The following is a 15,280-nucleotide window of genomic DNA, read 5'->3' as shown; positions in this document are numbered from 1 at the left end:
AATATTAAAAGGTATCAGTTTATATATATACCGTTCCAAATTTACTTTTCACATCAGCCACAACCTGTTTGATATTTTGCTCCTGATCTCGTGGGCAAATAAGCAGTGAGTTATTTGATTCTACTACAATATAATCATGCAGGCCCTGTAGTATTACCAGTTTTTCGCCCGGTACGTTTACCATACAGTTTGATGAATCGTACATGATTACCTTTTCGGCCGGGATCACAGCATTACCTACATAATCTTTTTCGGCCAGGTCATATATTGATGCCCAGGTGCCCAAATCGCTCCATCCAAAATCTGATGGTAAAACATACACGTTATCAGCTTTTTCCATAATGCCATAATCTATCGAGATGTTAACGCATTGCTGGTACACATTATGGACGTGGGGCTTTTCATTGTCTGAGTTATAAACCGACTTTGCATCGGCAAAAATCTCGTGCATCTCGGGCAGGTACTGTCCAAACGCCTTAACAATAGTTTTGGCCGACCAAACAAAAATGCCCGCGTTCCACAAAAAGTCACCGCTTTGAATAAACGTTTTTGCTATCTCAAGGGTGGGCTTTTCGGTGAAAGTTTTTACTTTATGAAACTCGTCGTTGATAATGTTATCGGTATACTGGATATATCCATAACCGGTATCAGGCCTTGATGGTTTAATACCCAGCGTAATCAGGTAATCGTTAGCGGCAGCGGTTTGCAATGATTTTTCAATGGCAGCAACAAAAGCATCTTCGTCCAGGATCTGCTGATCGGAAGGGGCTACTACAATGGCGGCATCAGGGTTAAGGCTTTCAATTTTAAAACAGCCGTAAGCAACACAAGGTGCCGTGTTACGCATTACCGGTTCGGTAAGGATCTGCTGATCCTCCATATCCGGCAGCTGCTGTTTTACAAGTTTGGTGTAATTTTCATTGGTAACAATGTATATATTTTCTTTGGGGCATACTTTCAGAAAACGTTCGTATGTGTTTTGTATTAAGGTTTTACCGGTACCAAGTATATCAATAAACTGTTTAGGATGCGATGTACGGCTTATCGGCCAAAAGCGGCTTCCAATTCCGCCGGCCATAATAATGGCATAGTAATTTTTGTTTTTCATTAACAATGGGGGTAAGTTTTATGTGAATTGTTTAAAGTGCAAAATGCGGGCGATATGATCTGACATAAAAAACGAGTATATTATTTATATACTCGTTTTTTATTTTTAATAATCGTCGCTACTGCCACGACTTGGCCTTTCGTCATCGTCAAAGCCTTCATCGTCGCTAAATTCGTTGCCGAATTCATCTTCCTCTTCTTCTTCATCTCCTCCACCTGCGTGTTTTTCTTCCGGTAGTTCATCAGTGTCAGTGACTTCCGAAAAATCTTCTGCATCCTCTGGATTAAAGGCCATTTCGTTCAGGAAGTCAAAGTCTTCGGTAGTTGGCGGTAAAACGGTAGGATTAAACGAGTTGCCAAATTGTTTTGGGGCCTCACCCACTGATTTTACAACCGAAGGATAGGTGGTACCTGGTGTTTCATCTAAAATGATCTTCATCAGTTCAACATGAAAATCAAACGGACGGTCGAAATTGAATGTGTAGTAAAATTTTTGATGCGGATCATCAATGAAACTTAACAACTTAACTTTATTCATCAATGAAACGCCGCGGTCAATACGCCTTTGGTTAGGCAGGTAAGTTATTTCTTCACCTTTGGTCCACTGATCATTACTGATATAAAATGATGAAGAAAATTCCGGATTATAACCGGTTGACTGATGAATTGCGCGGTGAAGATCTTCGAAAGTTTGATTTGATTTTACATCAATTTCTCTCGTAACGTCATCGTAGTCTTCAAAAGTAACCCTGAACCTGTATACTGCCATTGCTTATTGTAGATTTTGGACAAAAATAATAATGTTTTAATTTAATTTGGATTAGTCACAACTTTTAAGCCAATTTCCAGCCCTTTGCTAATTGTGAAGTTTAATGCGGCATCGCGATTGTTGGGAATCTCGCCTTCCAGGATAGCCTCACGGATCTGATTTTTGATTATTCCTACTTCGCGGCCTTCTTTTATACCAAACATAGTCATGATATCGTTGCCTGTAACCGGCGGTTGCCAGTTGCGGATGCTATCGCGCTCTTCAACATCTTTTAATTTTTGTTGAACGAGTTCAAAATTGTTACGATACTTTTTAACCTTATATTCATTTTTGGTGGTGATGTCTGCTTTACACAACAGCATCAGTGCCTCAATGTCATCTCCTGCATCAAAAAGCAAACGCCGTACTGCCGAGTCGGTAACTATGGATTGTGAAAGCACTATAGGCCTTAAATGCAGTTGCACCAGTTTTTGAACCTGCTTCATTTTTTCATTAAGCGGCAGTTTAAGCTGTGCAAAGATCTTGGGCACCATGCGTGCCCCGCGGTCTTCATGGCCGTGAAAGGTCCAGCCGTGGCCTGGCTCGAAACGCTTGGTGGCCGGCTTGGCTATATCGTGTAATATAGCGGCCCAGCGCAGCCAAAGATCATCGGTGGTTTCACAAATATTATCAAGCACCTGCAAGGTATGATAAAAGTTATCTTTATGGCCTTTGCCATCTACATAGTCAACTCCGTAAAGCGCTACCATCTGCGGGAAGATCTTATGCAGCAGCCCGGTATCAAACAAGTATTTAAACCCGATTGATGGGACCGGCGAGAGGATGATCTTGTTCAGCTCGTCAGTGATACGCTCCTGCGATATAATACTGATCCTTTCGGCAGTGGTTTTAATAGCCTCAACGGCAATATCATCTATCCTGAAGTTAAGTTGTGTAGCAAACCTGATGGCCCGCATCATGCGCAGCGGATCGTCAGAAAATGTTTCATTGGGATTAAGCGGCGTGCGGATCAGTTTATTTTCCAGATCTGTGATGCCGTTGAAAGGATCAAGCAACTCACCAAAAGTATCCGGATGCAGCGAAATAGCCAGTGCGTTGATGGTAAAATCGCGGCGTTTCTGGTCGTCTTCTAAAGTACCGTTCTCCACAATAGGCTTGCGCGAATCGCGGCGGTATGATTCTTTACGGGCACCAACAAATTCAACTTCCAGGTCGCGGTATTTAAGTGATGCCGTGCCGAAGTTTTTATAAACCGCCAGTTTAACTTTAAGATTAGCTGCTACCGTTTCGGCAAAGGCAATGCCATTGCCAATAATTACAATGTCGATATCCTTAGACGGGCGGTTCAGGAAAATATCACGCACAAAACCACCAATGGCATAAGCCTGTACATTTTGTTCGCCCGCAAGGCGGGATATAACAGAAAATACGGGGTGCTGCAGGTATTGATGCATAAATTATGTACTGAAAACGCTAATAAGGGTACAAAGGTAAGATTAATTAGAAACTATGCCTTGTAAATTGAAAATCGTGGGATTGTGTGCAGTAAAAATGGACGGTGAAATGGTGCTAACGTAATCCTTTAATCACAGACTACAGACATAGTTTAAACTTCGGACGGCGGAAGGAACAACGTGGGGCCTTCAGAAGGCTGTTTTTCAAACTTTATTTTTTTACAGTGAATAACAAAGCTGGATTTTGGGTCCTCAGCTAATTTATCACGTCCGTCTACCTGTAGTGCGAAAAAGTCAAAGACAATTAGGTTCTCGATCGTGCCAATAAAAGCCTCAAATATAACCGAGCTGCAAAATTGGGGGCTTTCAAAGAAGTTAAACTTTACGACTTCTTCAAAGATGATTTTCACCCTCTCAATCTTATCTGTTTGATGGTTTTTAGCCTGCAACAATACTGTAGCTATAGCAATACTGCCTTGCTTGAATCCATTATTAGAAGGATGGTAATTAACTTCAAGAACCAAACCGTCATGAAAGTTCTTATAATTACTTTTTATTTCTTCTAATATAGTTTTGATCATTGTCCTAAGGGCCTTGAATGAAGAATTCCATCCTGAAATTTTTGATACAGAACCGGAACATTCCCGAAAGTATATGATTTTGAGGTAAATGCCCAAGTCCAGTCCAGTATTTCCTAATGGTTCAATTACGTGCCCATGCTCTGAAATACCCGTTATTGGAGGTCAGTGGTCTCGAATAAATATGACTGTAGTTTATGCTACCGCCCCAATTACCGCCTCAAAAACTCAAACCTGCCATCAGGTGCCAGCTTCATAATAGTTGAGGGCGTTTTGATCTCTTTGCTATGCTGTTCCAAGTCAACCACATAATCAACGCCATCAATAATTTCCTGGTCAATCTGCGAAAAATACTGGGGCGATGGCTTGCCGCTGATATTGGCCGAAGTTGACACCAGCGGTTTGCGCAAACGCTGGATTAATTGTTGGCAAAAAGGGGTGTCTTTTACAACCCTGATCCCTACGCTGCCATCGGCTGCAATTAAAGCCGGCGAGATGTTTTTAGCGCCGGGCATTACCAGCGTTAACGGGTTTTCGGCATATTCAATTAGTTCAAAGGCAAGCGGGTTTACTTCGGTAATATAGCTTTCCAGCTTGTTTTCGGTATCCAGCAAAATGATCATACTTTTAGCCTCATCGCGCTGTTTAAGGCGATAGATCTTTTGAATGGCTTCGGTATTGGTGGCGTCGCAGCCTATACCCCAAATGGTATCGGTAGGGTAAAGGATAATGCCGCCGTCCTGTACAATTTTTAAAGCTTTGGCTACTTCGTCTCTAAGCATGGTTCAAAATATTTTGGTAATGCCGCATTAACTGCCGGCTTAGTTTATCATCAGTAAAATTGGCTGCATAAGCGCGGCCTTTAGTTATCATGGTTTGCCTTAAGCCATCGTCACTAAGCACCCTGTTCAGTTTTTCTGCAAGACCGGCATCATCATCCGGGTTAACATAAAGACTGCCGGGCCCGCCGGCTTCCTCAAGGCATGAGCCTGTTGCCGCTATAACCGGGGTGCCGGAGTTTAAGGCTTCCAATACGGGGATGCCGAAGCCTTCGTATCGGGATGGATAAACAAATACCGATGCCAGCTGGTAAACAGCAGGTAACTCTGCAAAGGTAACGTCTTTTAAAAACATTACCCGGTGGTTTAAATTATTGGCCGTTAAATAAGCTTTAACCTGTTCTGTGTATTTGGTTTCTTTACCAACCACAACAAGTTTTATATCATCAGCCTTTTTTAAAGCTTTAACGGTTAGCAGCAGGTTTTTACGTTCTTCAATAGTGCCAACGCTCAGTATAAAGCTATTGGGCAGGCTGTATTTTTCTTTTACTGCCGATTTTTGCGGAGCAGTTTGTTCAATTGCAAACGAAGGATCACATCCCTGGTATATAACTTCGATTTTATTAGGATCGATGCCAAGCAGCTCAACCAGATCGTCTTTTGTTTTTTGGCTTATGGCGATGATGCTATCGGCAACCCGGCAGGCGTGCTTTATCTTGGCTAAATAGATGCGATAGTTTACCGGCCCAAACTGTTTGGGGGAGCGCATAAAGATAAGGTCATGCACGGTAACTACCGACTTGATCCCGGTTTGTTCTATACCTGAAGGAAGCTCGTGACTTAAACCATGATACAGTTCAATACCATCGCGTTTTAAATTGTTAACAATCCCCCGGCTGCGCCACCATGACGTAAACCATTTGCTTTTTGGGGTAACAGTGTGGATGTTGGGATAATCGCCAATAAAATTAAGCCTGGGATTGGCTTTTGCCTTTGGCGTATATAAATATAAAGCGTTAACCGGATTGAGTGATGCTATGCCTTTAATTAACCAGCGGCTGTAATTACCTAAGCCGGTATTATTGTAAAAAGCCCGTTTAGCATCGTATCCTATCTTCATGTTTTTAGATATGAGATGTTAGATATGAGATATGAGATTATAAAAATGCATATAAAGCATTATCTCAAATCTCATATCTCAAGTCTCACATCTAAATTATACCGCTACGTTATTTTCACGCAGGGCATCATTCAATGATGTTTTTTTATCTGTCGATTCCTTACGGGTGCCGATGATCAGGGCACAAGGCACCTGGTATTCGCCGGCAGCAAATTTTTTGGTATATGAGCCCGGGATCACTACCGAACGGGCGGGTACACGGCCTTTATATTCAATCGGTGTGCTGTGGGTTACGTCGATAATTTTGGTTGATGCTGTTAATACAACATTTGCACCTAATACCGCCTCATGCTCAACATGTACGCCTTCAACAACAATAGCACGTGAACCGATAAAGCAGTTATCTTCAATAATAACCGGTGCAGCCTGTAAAGGCTCTAACACACCGCCAATACCAACACCACCACTCAAGTGTACGTGTTTGCCAATTTGCGCGCATGAACCAACAGTAGCCCAGGTATCAACCATGGTACCTTCATCAACATAAGCGCCAATGTTTACGTACGATGGCATCATGATAACGCCTTTTGCAAGGTGAGCACCGTAACGGGCAATACCATGAGGTACTACACGAACGCCGGTTTGTTTGTAATCGGTTTTGAGTTTCATTTTATCATGAAATACAAAAGGACCGGTTTTAATTTCTTCCATATGCCTGGTAGGGAAATACAAAACAACCGCCTTTTTTATCCACTCATTTACATGCCAGCGTGTACCAATAGGTTCAGCTACACGGATCTCGCCTTTGTCTAACCTATCAATAACGGTTTCAATGGCGTTGGTATATTCATTGTAGTTAAGCAGGTTCCTGTCTTCCCAGGCCTCTTCAATCAGTTTTTTAAGATCTTGCATTGGTAAAATTAAACTTTTGGCAAATTAAAGGATTTTTAAGGAAATATAGTTGATTTTAAAAGATGTATCTGACGATGGCCGACGATAAACGCGGGGATTTTCAACGCGGATCCCGAAGCAATTGCTGTTTATAAATTCAATTTTGATTTGGGGTGGTTTTGATTTTAACACTGCATTAGCAACACACCGGGAAAATATGTGAGTATAATTGATATGTTGCGTATAGTGTTTTGATTTTCAGCGCCTTGATTTTCACACATGTATACAATATGCGGACAATCAGTTAACAGTATATAAAAAGACGTTAAGGAAGCTTTAATTTTATATAAACGAAAACCAACGTTTAAACTAATTAGGTGTCAAAAGCCTTCCGGACAGCGAGTGTCGGGGAGGCTTTACTTTTTTAACGGTACCTCATTTTAAGGCAGATAAATTATCGACGCGGCGAACATCACGGTGTTATTTAGCGTATAAGTGTTTTCTTTAAGTAATAAGATATTGACTTAGTGAATTTTTGCCTTTAATTTATCACTTTAATCCCCCATTCCCCCAAAAGTATGACCCCATTTGTACTATCTGCCATTATTTTACTTGGCCTGGCATTGCTGCTTATTTTAGGCGTTTTGTTTTTTGGTACGCTTAAATACATCAAAAAACGCTATTATCCCAACTGGAAATTTCCTGATTACGTTAGCGTTGGTTATGCCGAATACCTTTATCGTAAGTTTAAAAAAAGAGATCTGTCCAAATAAGTTTTACGATTATATCGTTAGCTGAATGTTTATTGTTAAAGTAAGCTATGGCGAAGCTGTACTAAAAGCTGTAGATTTGAAATTTGATACCTTGTGCTATTACGCGATAACAGCTGGATTGAGGCGCTTGCTTTTTAGTGTAGCGCCTACGCCGTAAACTGGCTCTGATATTTATACGTAGAGGATAGATAATTAGTCAATAGATTGGCTGCAAGGTATAAAGGAAATTTAATAATATGGCCGAAAAAGAGAAACTGAGAATAGATAAATACCTGTGGGCCATCCGCGTTTTTAAAACCCGTACATTGGCCTCTGATGCTTGCAAAGCAGGACGTATTAAGCTGGATGGCAAAAATATCAAACCATCGTACGAGGTGAAAATTGGTGATGTTTACCAGGTTGCAAAAGGCATTGAACGTAAGGAGGTAAAGGTAACCGGCTTGCTCGAAAATCGGGTGGATGCTAAAACTGCTGTAAATTTTTATGAAGATATAACCCCGGTTGAGCAAACTCAGGCGTTTAAATCAATGTTTCACGCCCCGATACTTAAACGCGACCGCGGTACAGGTCGCCCTACCAAGGCCGACAGGCGCGAGATTGATGATCTGAAAGATAATTTTTTTGAAGAGAAGGAAGAGAGCCAGGATTAGTCTGAACCTGGATTAAACGGATTTTTAGGATTATAGGATTTGCTTTGCAAGGATAATCTGAGCCAATATTAATTGGGCTTGCCTGCAAGTGTAAGTGAAATCCTATTAATCCGGCAAATCCACCCAAATCCCGGTCAATAATGATCCTTATGCTCGGTGGTTTCCCAAAGTTTAAAGGCTGTTAATGCCTCATCACGAAGAATCTGTACAAATGGAAGCTTGCGTTTGTCCATCGGATTTTCCAGTTCATCATAAATAAAATGATCGTCGAAACCTATTGCGGCAGCATCAGCTTTGGTATTGGCGTAATAAATTTTATCAATGCGTGCCCAGTAAATGGCGCCCAGGCACATGGGGCAGGGCTCGCAGCTGGTGTAAATTTCGCATCCTGCTAAATTATAAGTCTCCAGTTCCTGGCAGGCCAGGCGGATCACCGAAACTTCGGCATGTGCGGTAGGGTCATTAGTGGGCACAACACGGTTGGCGCTTCGGGCTACAATCATACCGTCTTTAACTATTACAGCTCCAAAAGGGCCGCCTATTCCCCGTTTTACATTGTCTTCGGCCAGTTCAATGGCTATGCGCATAAATTTTTCGTGTGCCGTATTTTCCATATTGCCCTAAATTAAAAAACCTCAACCGAAGTTGAGGTTTTAATTTGAAAATGTGTCAATTTGAATATTTGAAAATGACTTGTAATTTTTAAATTACTACATCATCAAATTTTCAAATCGTATATTATTTCTTGTCTTTAGCGTAAGCTTCGTTAAGACGTTTGGCAACATCAACGGTAACGTCTAAAGCAGGGTCACCATATAATACGGTTGGGTTAGCTTTTGAATAAGTTAAAACCAGTTTGTAGCCTTTTTCTTTAGCATAAACTTTTACAAAATCAGCAATTTTATCATACAGTTTAGCATTTTCAGAGGCTTGCTCATTCTGGAACTCGGCACCTGCATTTTGCGAATAACCTTGTAACTCCTGTTGTTTACGTTGCAATTGTTGCTCGGTAGCCTGGCGCTGATCGGCCGACATGGTAGCCTGATTTTTTTGGTATTCGGCAACCTGGCGCTGAAAAGCCTGACCGCGGTTTTGCAGGTCTGTTTGCGAAGCTTTGCCTTTGTCTTCAAGACGTTTTGAAAGATCTTTAAAGTACTCGTACTTGTTCAATAAAGAATCAGAGTTTACATAAACAATGGTTTCTTTATCAGGAGTTGCTGTGGTTGCGGCAGCAGCCGGTTTATCGGCAGTTTTATTTTGGTTACAAGCGGCAACGCTACCTGCAATGGCTAATCCTAAAGTAAGCTTGGTTAAAATTGAAGCACTGGTTTTCATTATACTAATCTGAAAATATTATAAAATTTTGACAAAGATAATCTTTCATTGCAAGTATCCTAATGATTTCGAATATCGGATTTTCGATTTCGGATTTGTTTTTTGAAGATTACGTTGATTGATTTTTGTTTCTGGGATTACACCGATTTTGACTATTGATGGTTTTTGATTCCGCTACTTTTTTGCCTGAATCTGAATTACAGGATTTCAAAATAAAGAGGGTGCTAAGCAAATTCTATAAATTTTAATAGTTTCGTGCAATTCGGGTTCAGGCAAAATAGGCCCGGCAAATCAAATCCGATAAATCATGAAAATCTACCCAAATCCTGGTTCAGAGTATTTTGTTGATTCTAAAATTCAGATTCAGACAACTCTCCACAACTGCACTTTTATCCACAAATGGTCGATAATCCCGGTTATTTTTTGTAATTTTGAAGGTTGTTTCATTAAATAAATATGAGCGAAGAAATTCAGGACAAATCCAATTATTCAGCAGATAACATACAGGTTTTAGAAGGTTTAGAGGCGGTGCGTAAGCGTCCGTCGATGTACATTGGTGATACAGGCGTTAAAGGTTTGCACCACCTTGTATATGAAGTAGTTGATAACTCTATCGACGAAGCCCTTGCCGGTTACTGTGATGATATTAAAGTTACTATACATGTTGGCAATTCCATAACCGTATCAGATAACGGTCGTGGTATCCCTACGGGTATCAATACAAAAGAAGGTAAATCGGCCCTTGAAATTGTAATGACCGTTTTGCACGCCGGTGGTAAATTTGACAAGGATACCTACAAAGTATCGGGCGGTTTGCACGGTGTGGGTGTAAGTTGCGTTAACGCACTGTCAACCCATGTCAGGACCCTTGTACATCGTGAGGGTAAGATCTTTACCCAGGAGTATGAGCGTGGCAAACCCATGTTTGATGTTAAGGAAATCGGTGTATCTGATAAAACGGGTACCATCCAAACCTTCCAGCCCGATCCGGAAATTTTTACTACAACTACCGAATACAAATATGATACGCTTGCCGCCCGTTTGCGTGAGCTTTCATTTTTGAATAAAGGCATCCGCCTTAGCCTGACCGACGAGCGTGAAGCTTTAGAAGACGGAACTTTCCGTTCTGAAGTGTTTTTCTCAGAAGGCGGCTTGCGCGAGTTTGTTAAGTTTTTAGATGGTACACGTACCTCTATCATTCCTGAGCCAATTTATGTGGATGGGAACAAAGGCGGCATCCCGGTTGAGCTGGCTTTGCAGTATAATGATACCTACAGCGAAAACGTTTTTTCGTACGTAAATAACATCAACACCATTGAAGGTGGTACACACGTAGCAGGTTTCCGTCGTGGTTTAACCCGTACGCTGAAAGCATATGCTGATAAAGAAGGCTTGCTGAAAAACGTAAAGGTGGAGATTAGCGGTGATGACTTCCGTGAAGGATTAACTGCTATTATTTCGGTAAAAGTACAGGAGCCGCAGTTTGAAGGCCAAACCAAAAGCAAGTTGGGTAACAACGAGGTGATGGGTGCGGTTGACGTGGCTGTTGGCGAAATTTTGGGTAACTTCCTTGAGGAGAACCCTAAAGAAGCCCGCCTGATCGTTAATAAAGTGATATTAGCCGCTACTGCCCGCGCCGCCGCCCGTAAAGCGCGCGAGATGGTACAGCGCAAGAGCGTGATGACAGGTTCGGGATTACCGGGTAAACTGTCTGACTGCGCCAATAGCGATCCAACCCTTTGCGAGTTATTCCTTGTCGAAGGTGACTCGGCGGGTGGTACCGCCAAACAGGGCCGTAACCGCGAGTACCAGGCTATTTTACCGTTACGCGGTAAGATCCTGAACGTGGAGAAAGCCATGGAGCACAAGATTTACGAAAACGAGGAGATCAAGAACATGTTTACCGGCTTGGGCGTAAGCCGCGGTACACCTGAAGATGATAAAGCCCTTAACTTAACCAAGCTCCGTTACCACAAGATCATCATCATGACGGATGCGGACGTTGACGGATCACACATTACTACGCTGATCCTTACTTTCTTCTTCCGTTATATGAAAGAGCTGGTTGAGGCTGGTTACGTATATATTGCATCGCCGCCGCTTTACCAGGTTAAAAAAGGTAAGGAGTTTGAATACTGCTGGAACGATGTACAGCGTGATGCTGCTATACAGCGCCTTAAAGGTGCCGGTAAGGAAGATAGCGTACACGTACAACGTTACAAAGGTTTGGGTGAGATGAACGATATCCAGCTTTGGGATACTACCATGAACCCTGCAACCCGTACGCTTAAACGTGCTACCATTGAAAACGCCGCAGAGTGCGACCATACCTTCAGTATGCTAATGGGTGATGAGGTTGCCCCGCGCCGCGAATTCATTGAGCGCAACGCTAAATATGCTAAGATAGATTCATAACCCCAGCCCCTAAAGGGCAAAGAAAGGTTGATATAATTAAGCCCCGCTTTTTGCAAAGAAAGCGGGGCTTTTTGCATGTTACTTTTTAAATTATATACATAGTTTTATTATGTATATAATTTATTTATATATTTACTCTATGAGCACAAACCCACTACTAAAAGGTACCCTGCAAACCATTATACTAAAACTGCTGGAAGACAACGCCCAGATGTATGGTTACGAGATTACACAAAAGGTAAAAGAGGTTACCGCAGGTGAGATCATGCTTACGGAAGGGGCCCTGTATCCGGCCCTGCATAAGCTGGAGGCCGATGGGTTGCTGGAAACTTTTACCCGGGTGGTTGATAACCGGGTACGTAAATATTACCGCCTAACCGAGCAGGGTGGTAAAGAGGTAACCAGTAAAGTGAGCGACGCGCAATTGTTTATTGAGCAGTTACAGGCATTATTAAACCTTAAACCCACGGTAAAATGAAACTCCGGGCAGATGAATCAAAATGGATTGAGGAGCGTATGAAAGTATACGAAATCAAATACCGGAATGTGTACAACGAAATTCTTGATCATGTTATGTCTGCCATTGAAGAGCGCCGTCGTGCCGGCGACAGCCGTGATATTGAAAGCCTGTTTCAGCAGGTGGTTGATATGCACCTTGGAGGAACAGATGGCATAAAAAAGCTTGTGGTTGAACATGAAAACATATACAAAGAAGGTTTAAAAAAGCTCTGGGTGCAAAGTTTAAACCATTACCTCACCTGGCCAATGCTTGGTTTTGCAATTGTGGTGCTGTTGCTGAGCCTCAAGCTTCCCGATGTTGGATTGGTAAAATCGTTTGTATTTGTAATGTATATTTTAATGGCTTGTTCACCCACGGTGTATGCTTATTTTTTATTTCGGGACCGGGTAATGACAACGGTTGATGGTAAGCTTTCATTTTTCAGGATGCATTTAATTAAGAAGGCATCGATATCGGCTGCTATTTTCTTTAATGTGATTTATTTAGTATCACCTGGAATTATCGCTAACACCCCAATAATAATATTGGTTATAGTAATGATGTTGTTTACTTTGTTGAACCTTGCCTCCATACATTTTTGCAGGCAGTTTAAATCATCAAGCTCCTTAAGCCGTTAAAACCTAACCTACATTTGCAAACAACCTAATGTCACAGGTCGCTACCAATGAAAAAGCTCACTATTCTTTTATCTTTAGTTTTTATAACTTGTATAGCCAATAGCCAACAACTCTATAGTAAAGCATTTGGTAACACTAACAATAAGGCCGTTATATTTATGCATGGCGGGCCCAGCAGTAGTTCTGTTTACTTTGAAGCTACAACGGCGCAAAAATTGGCCGATCAAGGATTTTACGTAGTGATTTATGATAGGCGCGGCGAAGGAAGATCTGTTGATCCGGCTGCTAAAATGACTTATGAAGAAGCTTTTCTGGATCTAAATAGGATTTATAAGAAATACAGTTTAAAAAAAGCCACACTCATAGGGTTTAGCTTCGGCGGTTTAGTTACGACATTATTTGCTCAAAAATATCCTGAAAAAATAAGCGCCATTGTGTTAGTAAGTTCACTAATATCTCAACAAGAATCATACAATACAATCTTAAAAACAACCAGGCAGATATATCAGCAAAAAGGCGATACAATAAGATTAAGTGAAATATCAAAAATTGAGCAAATGGATAAAAATTCTGTTGAGTACAGAGATAGTACCTTCAAGCATGCTTCCCGGAACGGGTTTTTCATGGTAGGACATCCGAATAATCTTGCGAAATCAATTTACGCAACCTATAATTCTGATACCACAATTAGCAAGTATGTTAAAAACGAGGAATCGGTACACACGTTTTGGAAAAATGAGCGTTTAAAAAATATAGATATCAGCCCAATATTAACAGCTCTTCACAATAAAGGTATGAGCATTTATGCCTTATACGGTAGGCAGGATGGGCTTTATTCCATTCAACAAATCAGTAACCTGAAAAATATAATCGGCATCAAACGTTTTCGCTACATCGACAATTGTTCACATACGGTTTTTATTGATCAGCAAGCAAAGTTTATTTTTTACTTTAACAAATGGCTTAAATAGTGAAGAGTAATTATGTTCCTATTTACTTCAATTTACAGTAGTCTTATTTTTTAGAAGAAACCTTACATTATATGAAACCAGATGCACGTCAGGATGAATTATTGAAATATTACCTGCGCAAGGTATTTATCTACCGTGAAACCTACGAGGAAGTTTACGATCATATTATTAGCGCGCTCCAAAACAAGCCAGGCGATTACAGCTTTGAAACAGCAGTTAACCAGATTATTCATGTGGATTTTGGCGGACACAACCGCCTCATCAGTTTGGAACGTGATTGCAAAAAAGCAATGGAGCGTGATCTGAGAAAAAAGCAGTTCAATTATTTTATATCTTTTTTCAAGTTTCCGGCAGTGATTTTTGTAGCCTGTTTTGCGTGGGGCCTGTATCAAATATTAAATAAAGAATTATTGAGTAATCACACCATTAAATGGCTGTTTTGGGGAATGACCTTACTACCCTATTTCGTGATCCCTTTAAGGTATTATTTTACAGGTTATGTTTTTGGCGATACCAAAAGATCCATTCGTGACAGCATGATGGCTAACCTGAGCATGCTGCCAATACGTATTTTTTGCGCTGCTTGCGCCTTACTTGTAACCGGGGTAATTAACGGAATCAGATTTAAGCCGGATGTTATCTTAGTTACCGCAGGTATGGTATTGTTTGCTGTATACTTTCTTGCTTTTTTCAAACTAAGCAAGGAAGAATTTAAAGTAAATATGATCAATTAGATCTTTGCTATTTTATTATATGCATAGCCCTGCGTTTAAAAGACCGGGGCTTTTTTAGTTTTAGTATTTGTTGCCCGTAATCAATTACTGCTTTATACTTCATTAAAATATCTCCGCCTAAAACCCCAAGTACCAGCGGATGGCCCATTTGACCGTAAGCTACATTAATGGTTGACAGGTCAAGTACAGCTGCTTCAAATTCGGCAACGGGCAGTTCGCCAATGTACATGTCACTTACTGTTGCAGTGAAAGACTCCATGGTATTGGTGCCGAGACCGGTTGAAAGTTTCTCGCTGGCCAATATGTTCATGGTTTCATTGGCCTCGGTCAATGTAGTTTGATCAAAAGCTGTTTTAGATGCGCCGGTATCCAGTACCATAGTAAAAGTTTTTCCAAACAGGATCACTTCAACCAGGGGGTGAAAGCCATCGTCGTGCAGGTCAATAATACGAAGCGGAACAGTTATGATCATGGTAGATGTTATAATTACAGATGTGCAAATGTGCAGATTAAAGCGGTAGATTCAAACAGAAAAGCCCTGGCAATAACCAGGGCTTCAGCTATATG

Annotated in this window: 17 protein-coding genes; 7 read left to right on the top strand and 10 right to left on the bottom strand. The window is 41.2% G+C overall.

Annotated features, from left to right (window positions below; translation table 11 throughout):
• Window positions 1-19 precede the first annotated feature (19 nt).
• The 7 genes from MTO98_RS27570 to MTO98_RS27540 all read right to left on the bottom strand — a co-directional run bounded on the left by MTO98_RS27570 (window position 20) and on the right by MTO98_RS27540 (window position 6,719).
• Entirely contained in the window at window positions 20-1,108 is a 1,089-nt protein-coding gene (locus tag MTO98_RS27570) for a mannose-1-phosphate guanylyltransferase (protein ID WP_243482203.1), read from the bottom strand.
• 105 nt (window positions 1,109-1,213) lie between these two features.
• Window positions 1,214-1,876, bottom strand: coding sequence for a plasmid pRiA4b ORF-3 family protein (locus MTO98_RS27565; RefSeq protein WP_243482202.1), 663 nt, complete (start codon window positions 1,874-1,876; stop codon window positions 1,214-1,216).
• A 41-nt stretch (window positions 1,877-1,917) separates the two neighbouring features.
• Window positions 1,918-3,330 (bottom strand): CCA tRNA nucleotidyltransferase, encoded by a 1,413-nt coding sequence (locus MTO98_RS27560; RefSeq protein ID WP_243482201.1) that lies wholly within the window; start codon window positions 3,328-3,330, stop codon window positions 1,918-1,920.
• Window positions 3,331-3,482: 152 nt separating this feature from the next.
• Complete coding sequence (locus MTO98_RS27555; protein ID WP_243482200.1) at window positions 3,483-3,911, bottom strand: hypothetical protein; 429 nt, start codon at window positions 3,909-3,911, stop codon at window positions 3,483-3,485.
• 209 nt (window positions 3,912-4,120) lie between these two features.
• A complete protein-coding gene (locus MTO98_RS27550) occupies window positions 4,121-4,690 on the bottom strand; it encodes an L-threonylcarbamoyladenylate synthase (protein ID WP_243482199.1) in 570 nt (189 codons plus the stop codon).
• Window positions 4,683-5,807, bottom strand: coding sequence for a glycosyltransferase family 1 protein (locus MTO98_RS27545; protein ID WP_243482198.1), 1,125 nt, complete (start codon window positions 5,805-5,807; stop codon window positions 4,683-4,685). The genes MTO98_RS27550 and MTO98_RS27545 overlap by 8 nt, the downstream gene beginning before the upstream one ends.
• 96 nt (window positions 5,808-5,903) lie before the next feature.
• Window positions 5,904-6,719 (bottom strand): 2,3,4,5-tetrahydropyridine-2,6-dicarboxylate N-succinyltransferase, encoded by an 816-nt coding sequence (locus MTO98_RS27540; protein WP_243482197.1) that lies wholly within the window; start codon window positions 6,717-6,719, stop codon window positions 5,904-5,906.
• A gap of 557 nt (window positions 6,720-7,276) precedes the next feature.
• Between MTO98_RS27540 and MTO98_RS27535 the strand changes: the two genes are divergently transcribed.
• Both MTO98_RS27535 and MTO98_RS27530 read left to right on the top strand, forming a co-directional pair.
• Entirely contained in the window at window positions 7,277-7,471 is a 195-nt protein-coding gene (locus MTO98_RS27535; protein WP_243482196.1) for a hypothetical protein, read from the top strand.
• Window positions 7,472-7,707: 236 nt separating this feature from the next.
• Window positions 7,708-8,121, top strand: a complete 414-nt coding sequence (locus MTO98_RS27530) for an RNA-binding S4 domain-containing protein (RefSeq protein WP_243482195.1) — start codon at window positions 7,708-7,710, stop codon at window positions 8,119-8,121.
• Window positions 8,122-8,255: 134 nt separating this feature from the next.
• On the opposite strand, the gene MTO98_RS27525 is transcribed toward MTO98_RS27530, so the two are convergent.
• Both MTO98_RS27525 and MTO98_RS27520 read right to left on the bottom strand, forming a co-directional pair.
• A complete protein-coding gene (locus MTO98_RS27525; RefSeq protein WP_243482194.1) occupies window positions 8,256-8,735 on the bottom strand; it encodes a nucleoside deaminase in 480 nt (159 codons plus the stop codon).
• A gap of 124 nt (window positions 8,736-8,859) precedes the next feature.
• A complete protein-coding gene (locus MTO98_RS27520) occupies window positions 8,860-9,456 on the bottom strand; it encodes an OmpH family outer membrane protein (protein WP_243482193.1) in 597 nt (198 codons plus the stop codon).
• Between the two features lie 456 nt (window positions 9,457-9,912).
• Here MTO98_RS27520 and gyrB point away from each other — a divergent pair, with 456 nt between their 5' ends.
• The 5 genes from gyrB to MTO98_RS27495 all read left to right on the top strand — a co-directional run bounded on the left by gyrB (window position 9,913) and on the right by MTO98_RS27495 (window position 14,713).
• Window positions 9,913-11,871, top strand: a complete 1,959-nt coding sequence (gyrB, locus tag MTO98_RS27515; RefSeq protein WP_243482192.1) for a DNA topoisomerase (ATP-hydrolyzing) subunit B — start codon at window positions 9,913-9,915, stop codon at window positions 11,869-11,871.
• Between the two features lie 139 nt (window positions 11,872-12,010).
• A complete protein-coding gene (locus tag MTO98_RS27510) occupies window positions 12,011-12,349 on the top strand; it encodes a PadR family transcriptional regulator (RefSeq protein ID WP_243482191.1) in 339 nt (112 codons plus the stop codon).
• The gene (locus MTO98_RS27505; protein ID WP_243482190.1) at window positions 12,346-13,008 is read left to right on the top strand and encodes a hypothetical protein; all 663 of its coding nucleotides are present in this window, start codon (window positions 12,346-12,348) and stop codon (window positions 13,006-13,008) included. Before MTO98_RS27510 ends, MTO98_RS27505 begins: the two co-directional genes overlap by 4 nt.
• Window positions 13,009-13,055: 47 nt before the next feature.
• Window positions 13,056-13,979 (top strand): alpha/beta hydrolase, encoded by a 924-nt coding sequence (locus MTO98_RS27500; protein WP_243482189.1) that lies wholly within the window; start codon window positions 13,056-13,058, stop codon window positions 13,977-13,979.
• 71 nt (window positions 13,980-14,050) lie between these two features.
• Window positions 14,051-14,713 carry a hypothetical protein gene (locus MTO98_RS27495; RefSeq protein ID WP_243482188.1) on the top strand — a complete coding sequence of 221 codons (663 nt, stop codon included), beginning with the start codon at window positions 14,051-14,053 and terminating at the stop codon, window positions 14,711-14,713.
• A 7-nt stretch (window positions 14,714-14,720) separates the two neighbouring features.
• On the opposite strand, the gene MTO98_RS27490 is transcribed toward MTO98_RS27495, so the two are convergent.
• Window positions 14,721-15,185, bottom strand: coding sequence for an aspartyl protease family protein (locus MTO98_RS27490; protein WP_243482187.1), 465 nt, complete (start codon window positions 15,183-15,185; stop codon window positions 14,721-14,723).
• Window positions 15,186-15,280 lie beyond the last annotated feature (95 nt).

The sequence above is a fragment of the Mucilaginibacter sp. SMC90 genome, from assembly GCF_022811725.1.
Classification (GTDB): Bacteria; Bacteroidota; Bacteroidia; order Sphingobacteriales; family Sphingobacteriaceae; genus Mucilaginibacter.
Note: the sequence above shows the minus strand (reverse complement) of the source record. Positions and strands in the feature narration are given on the sequence as shown.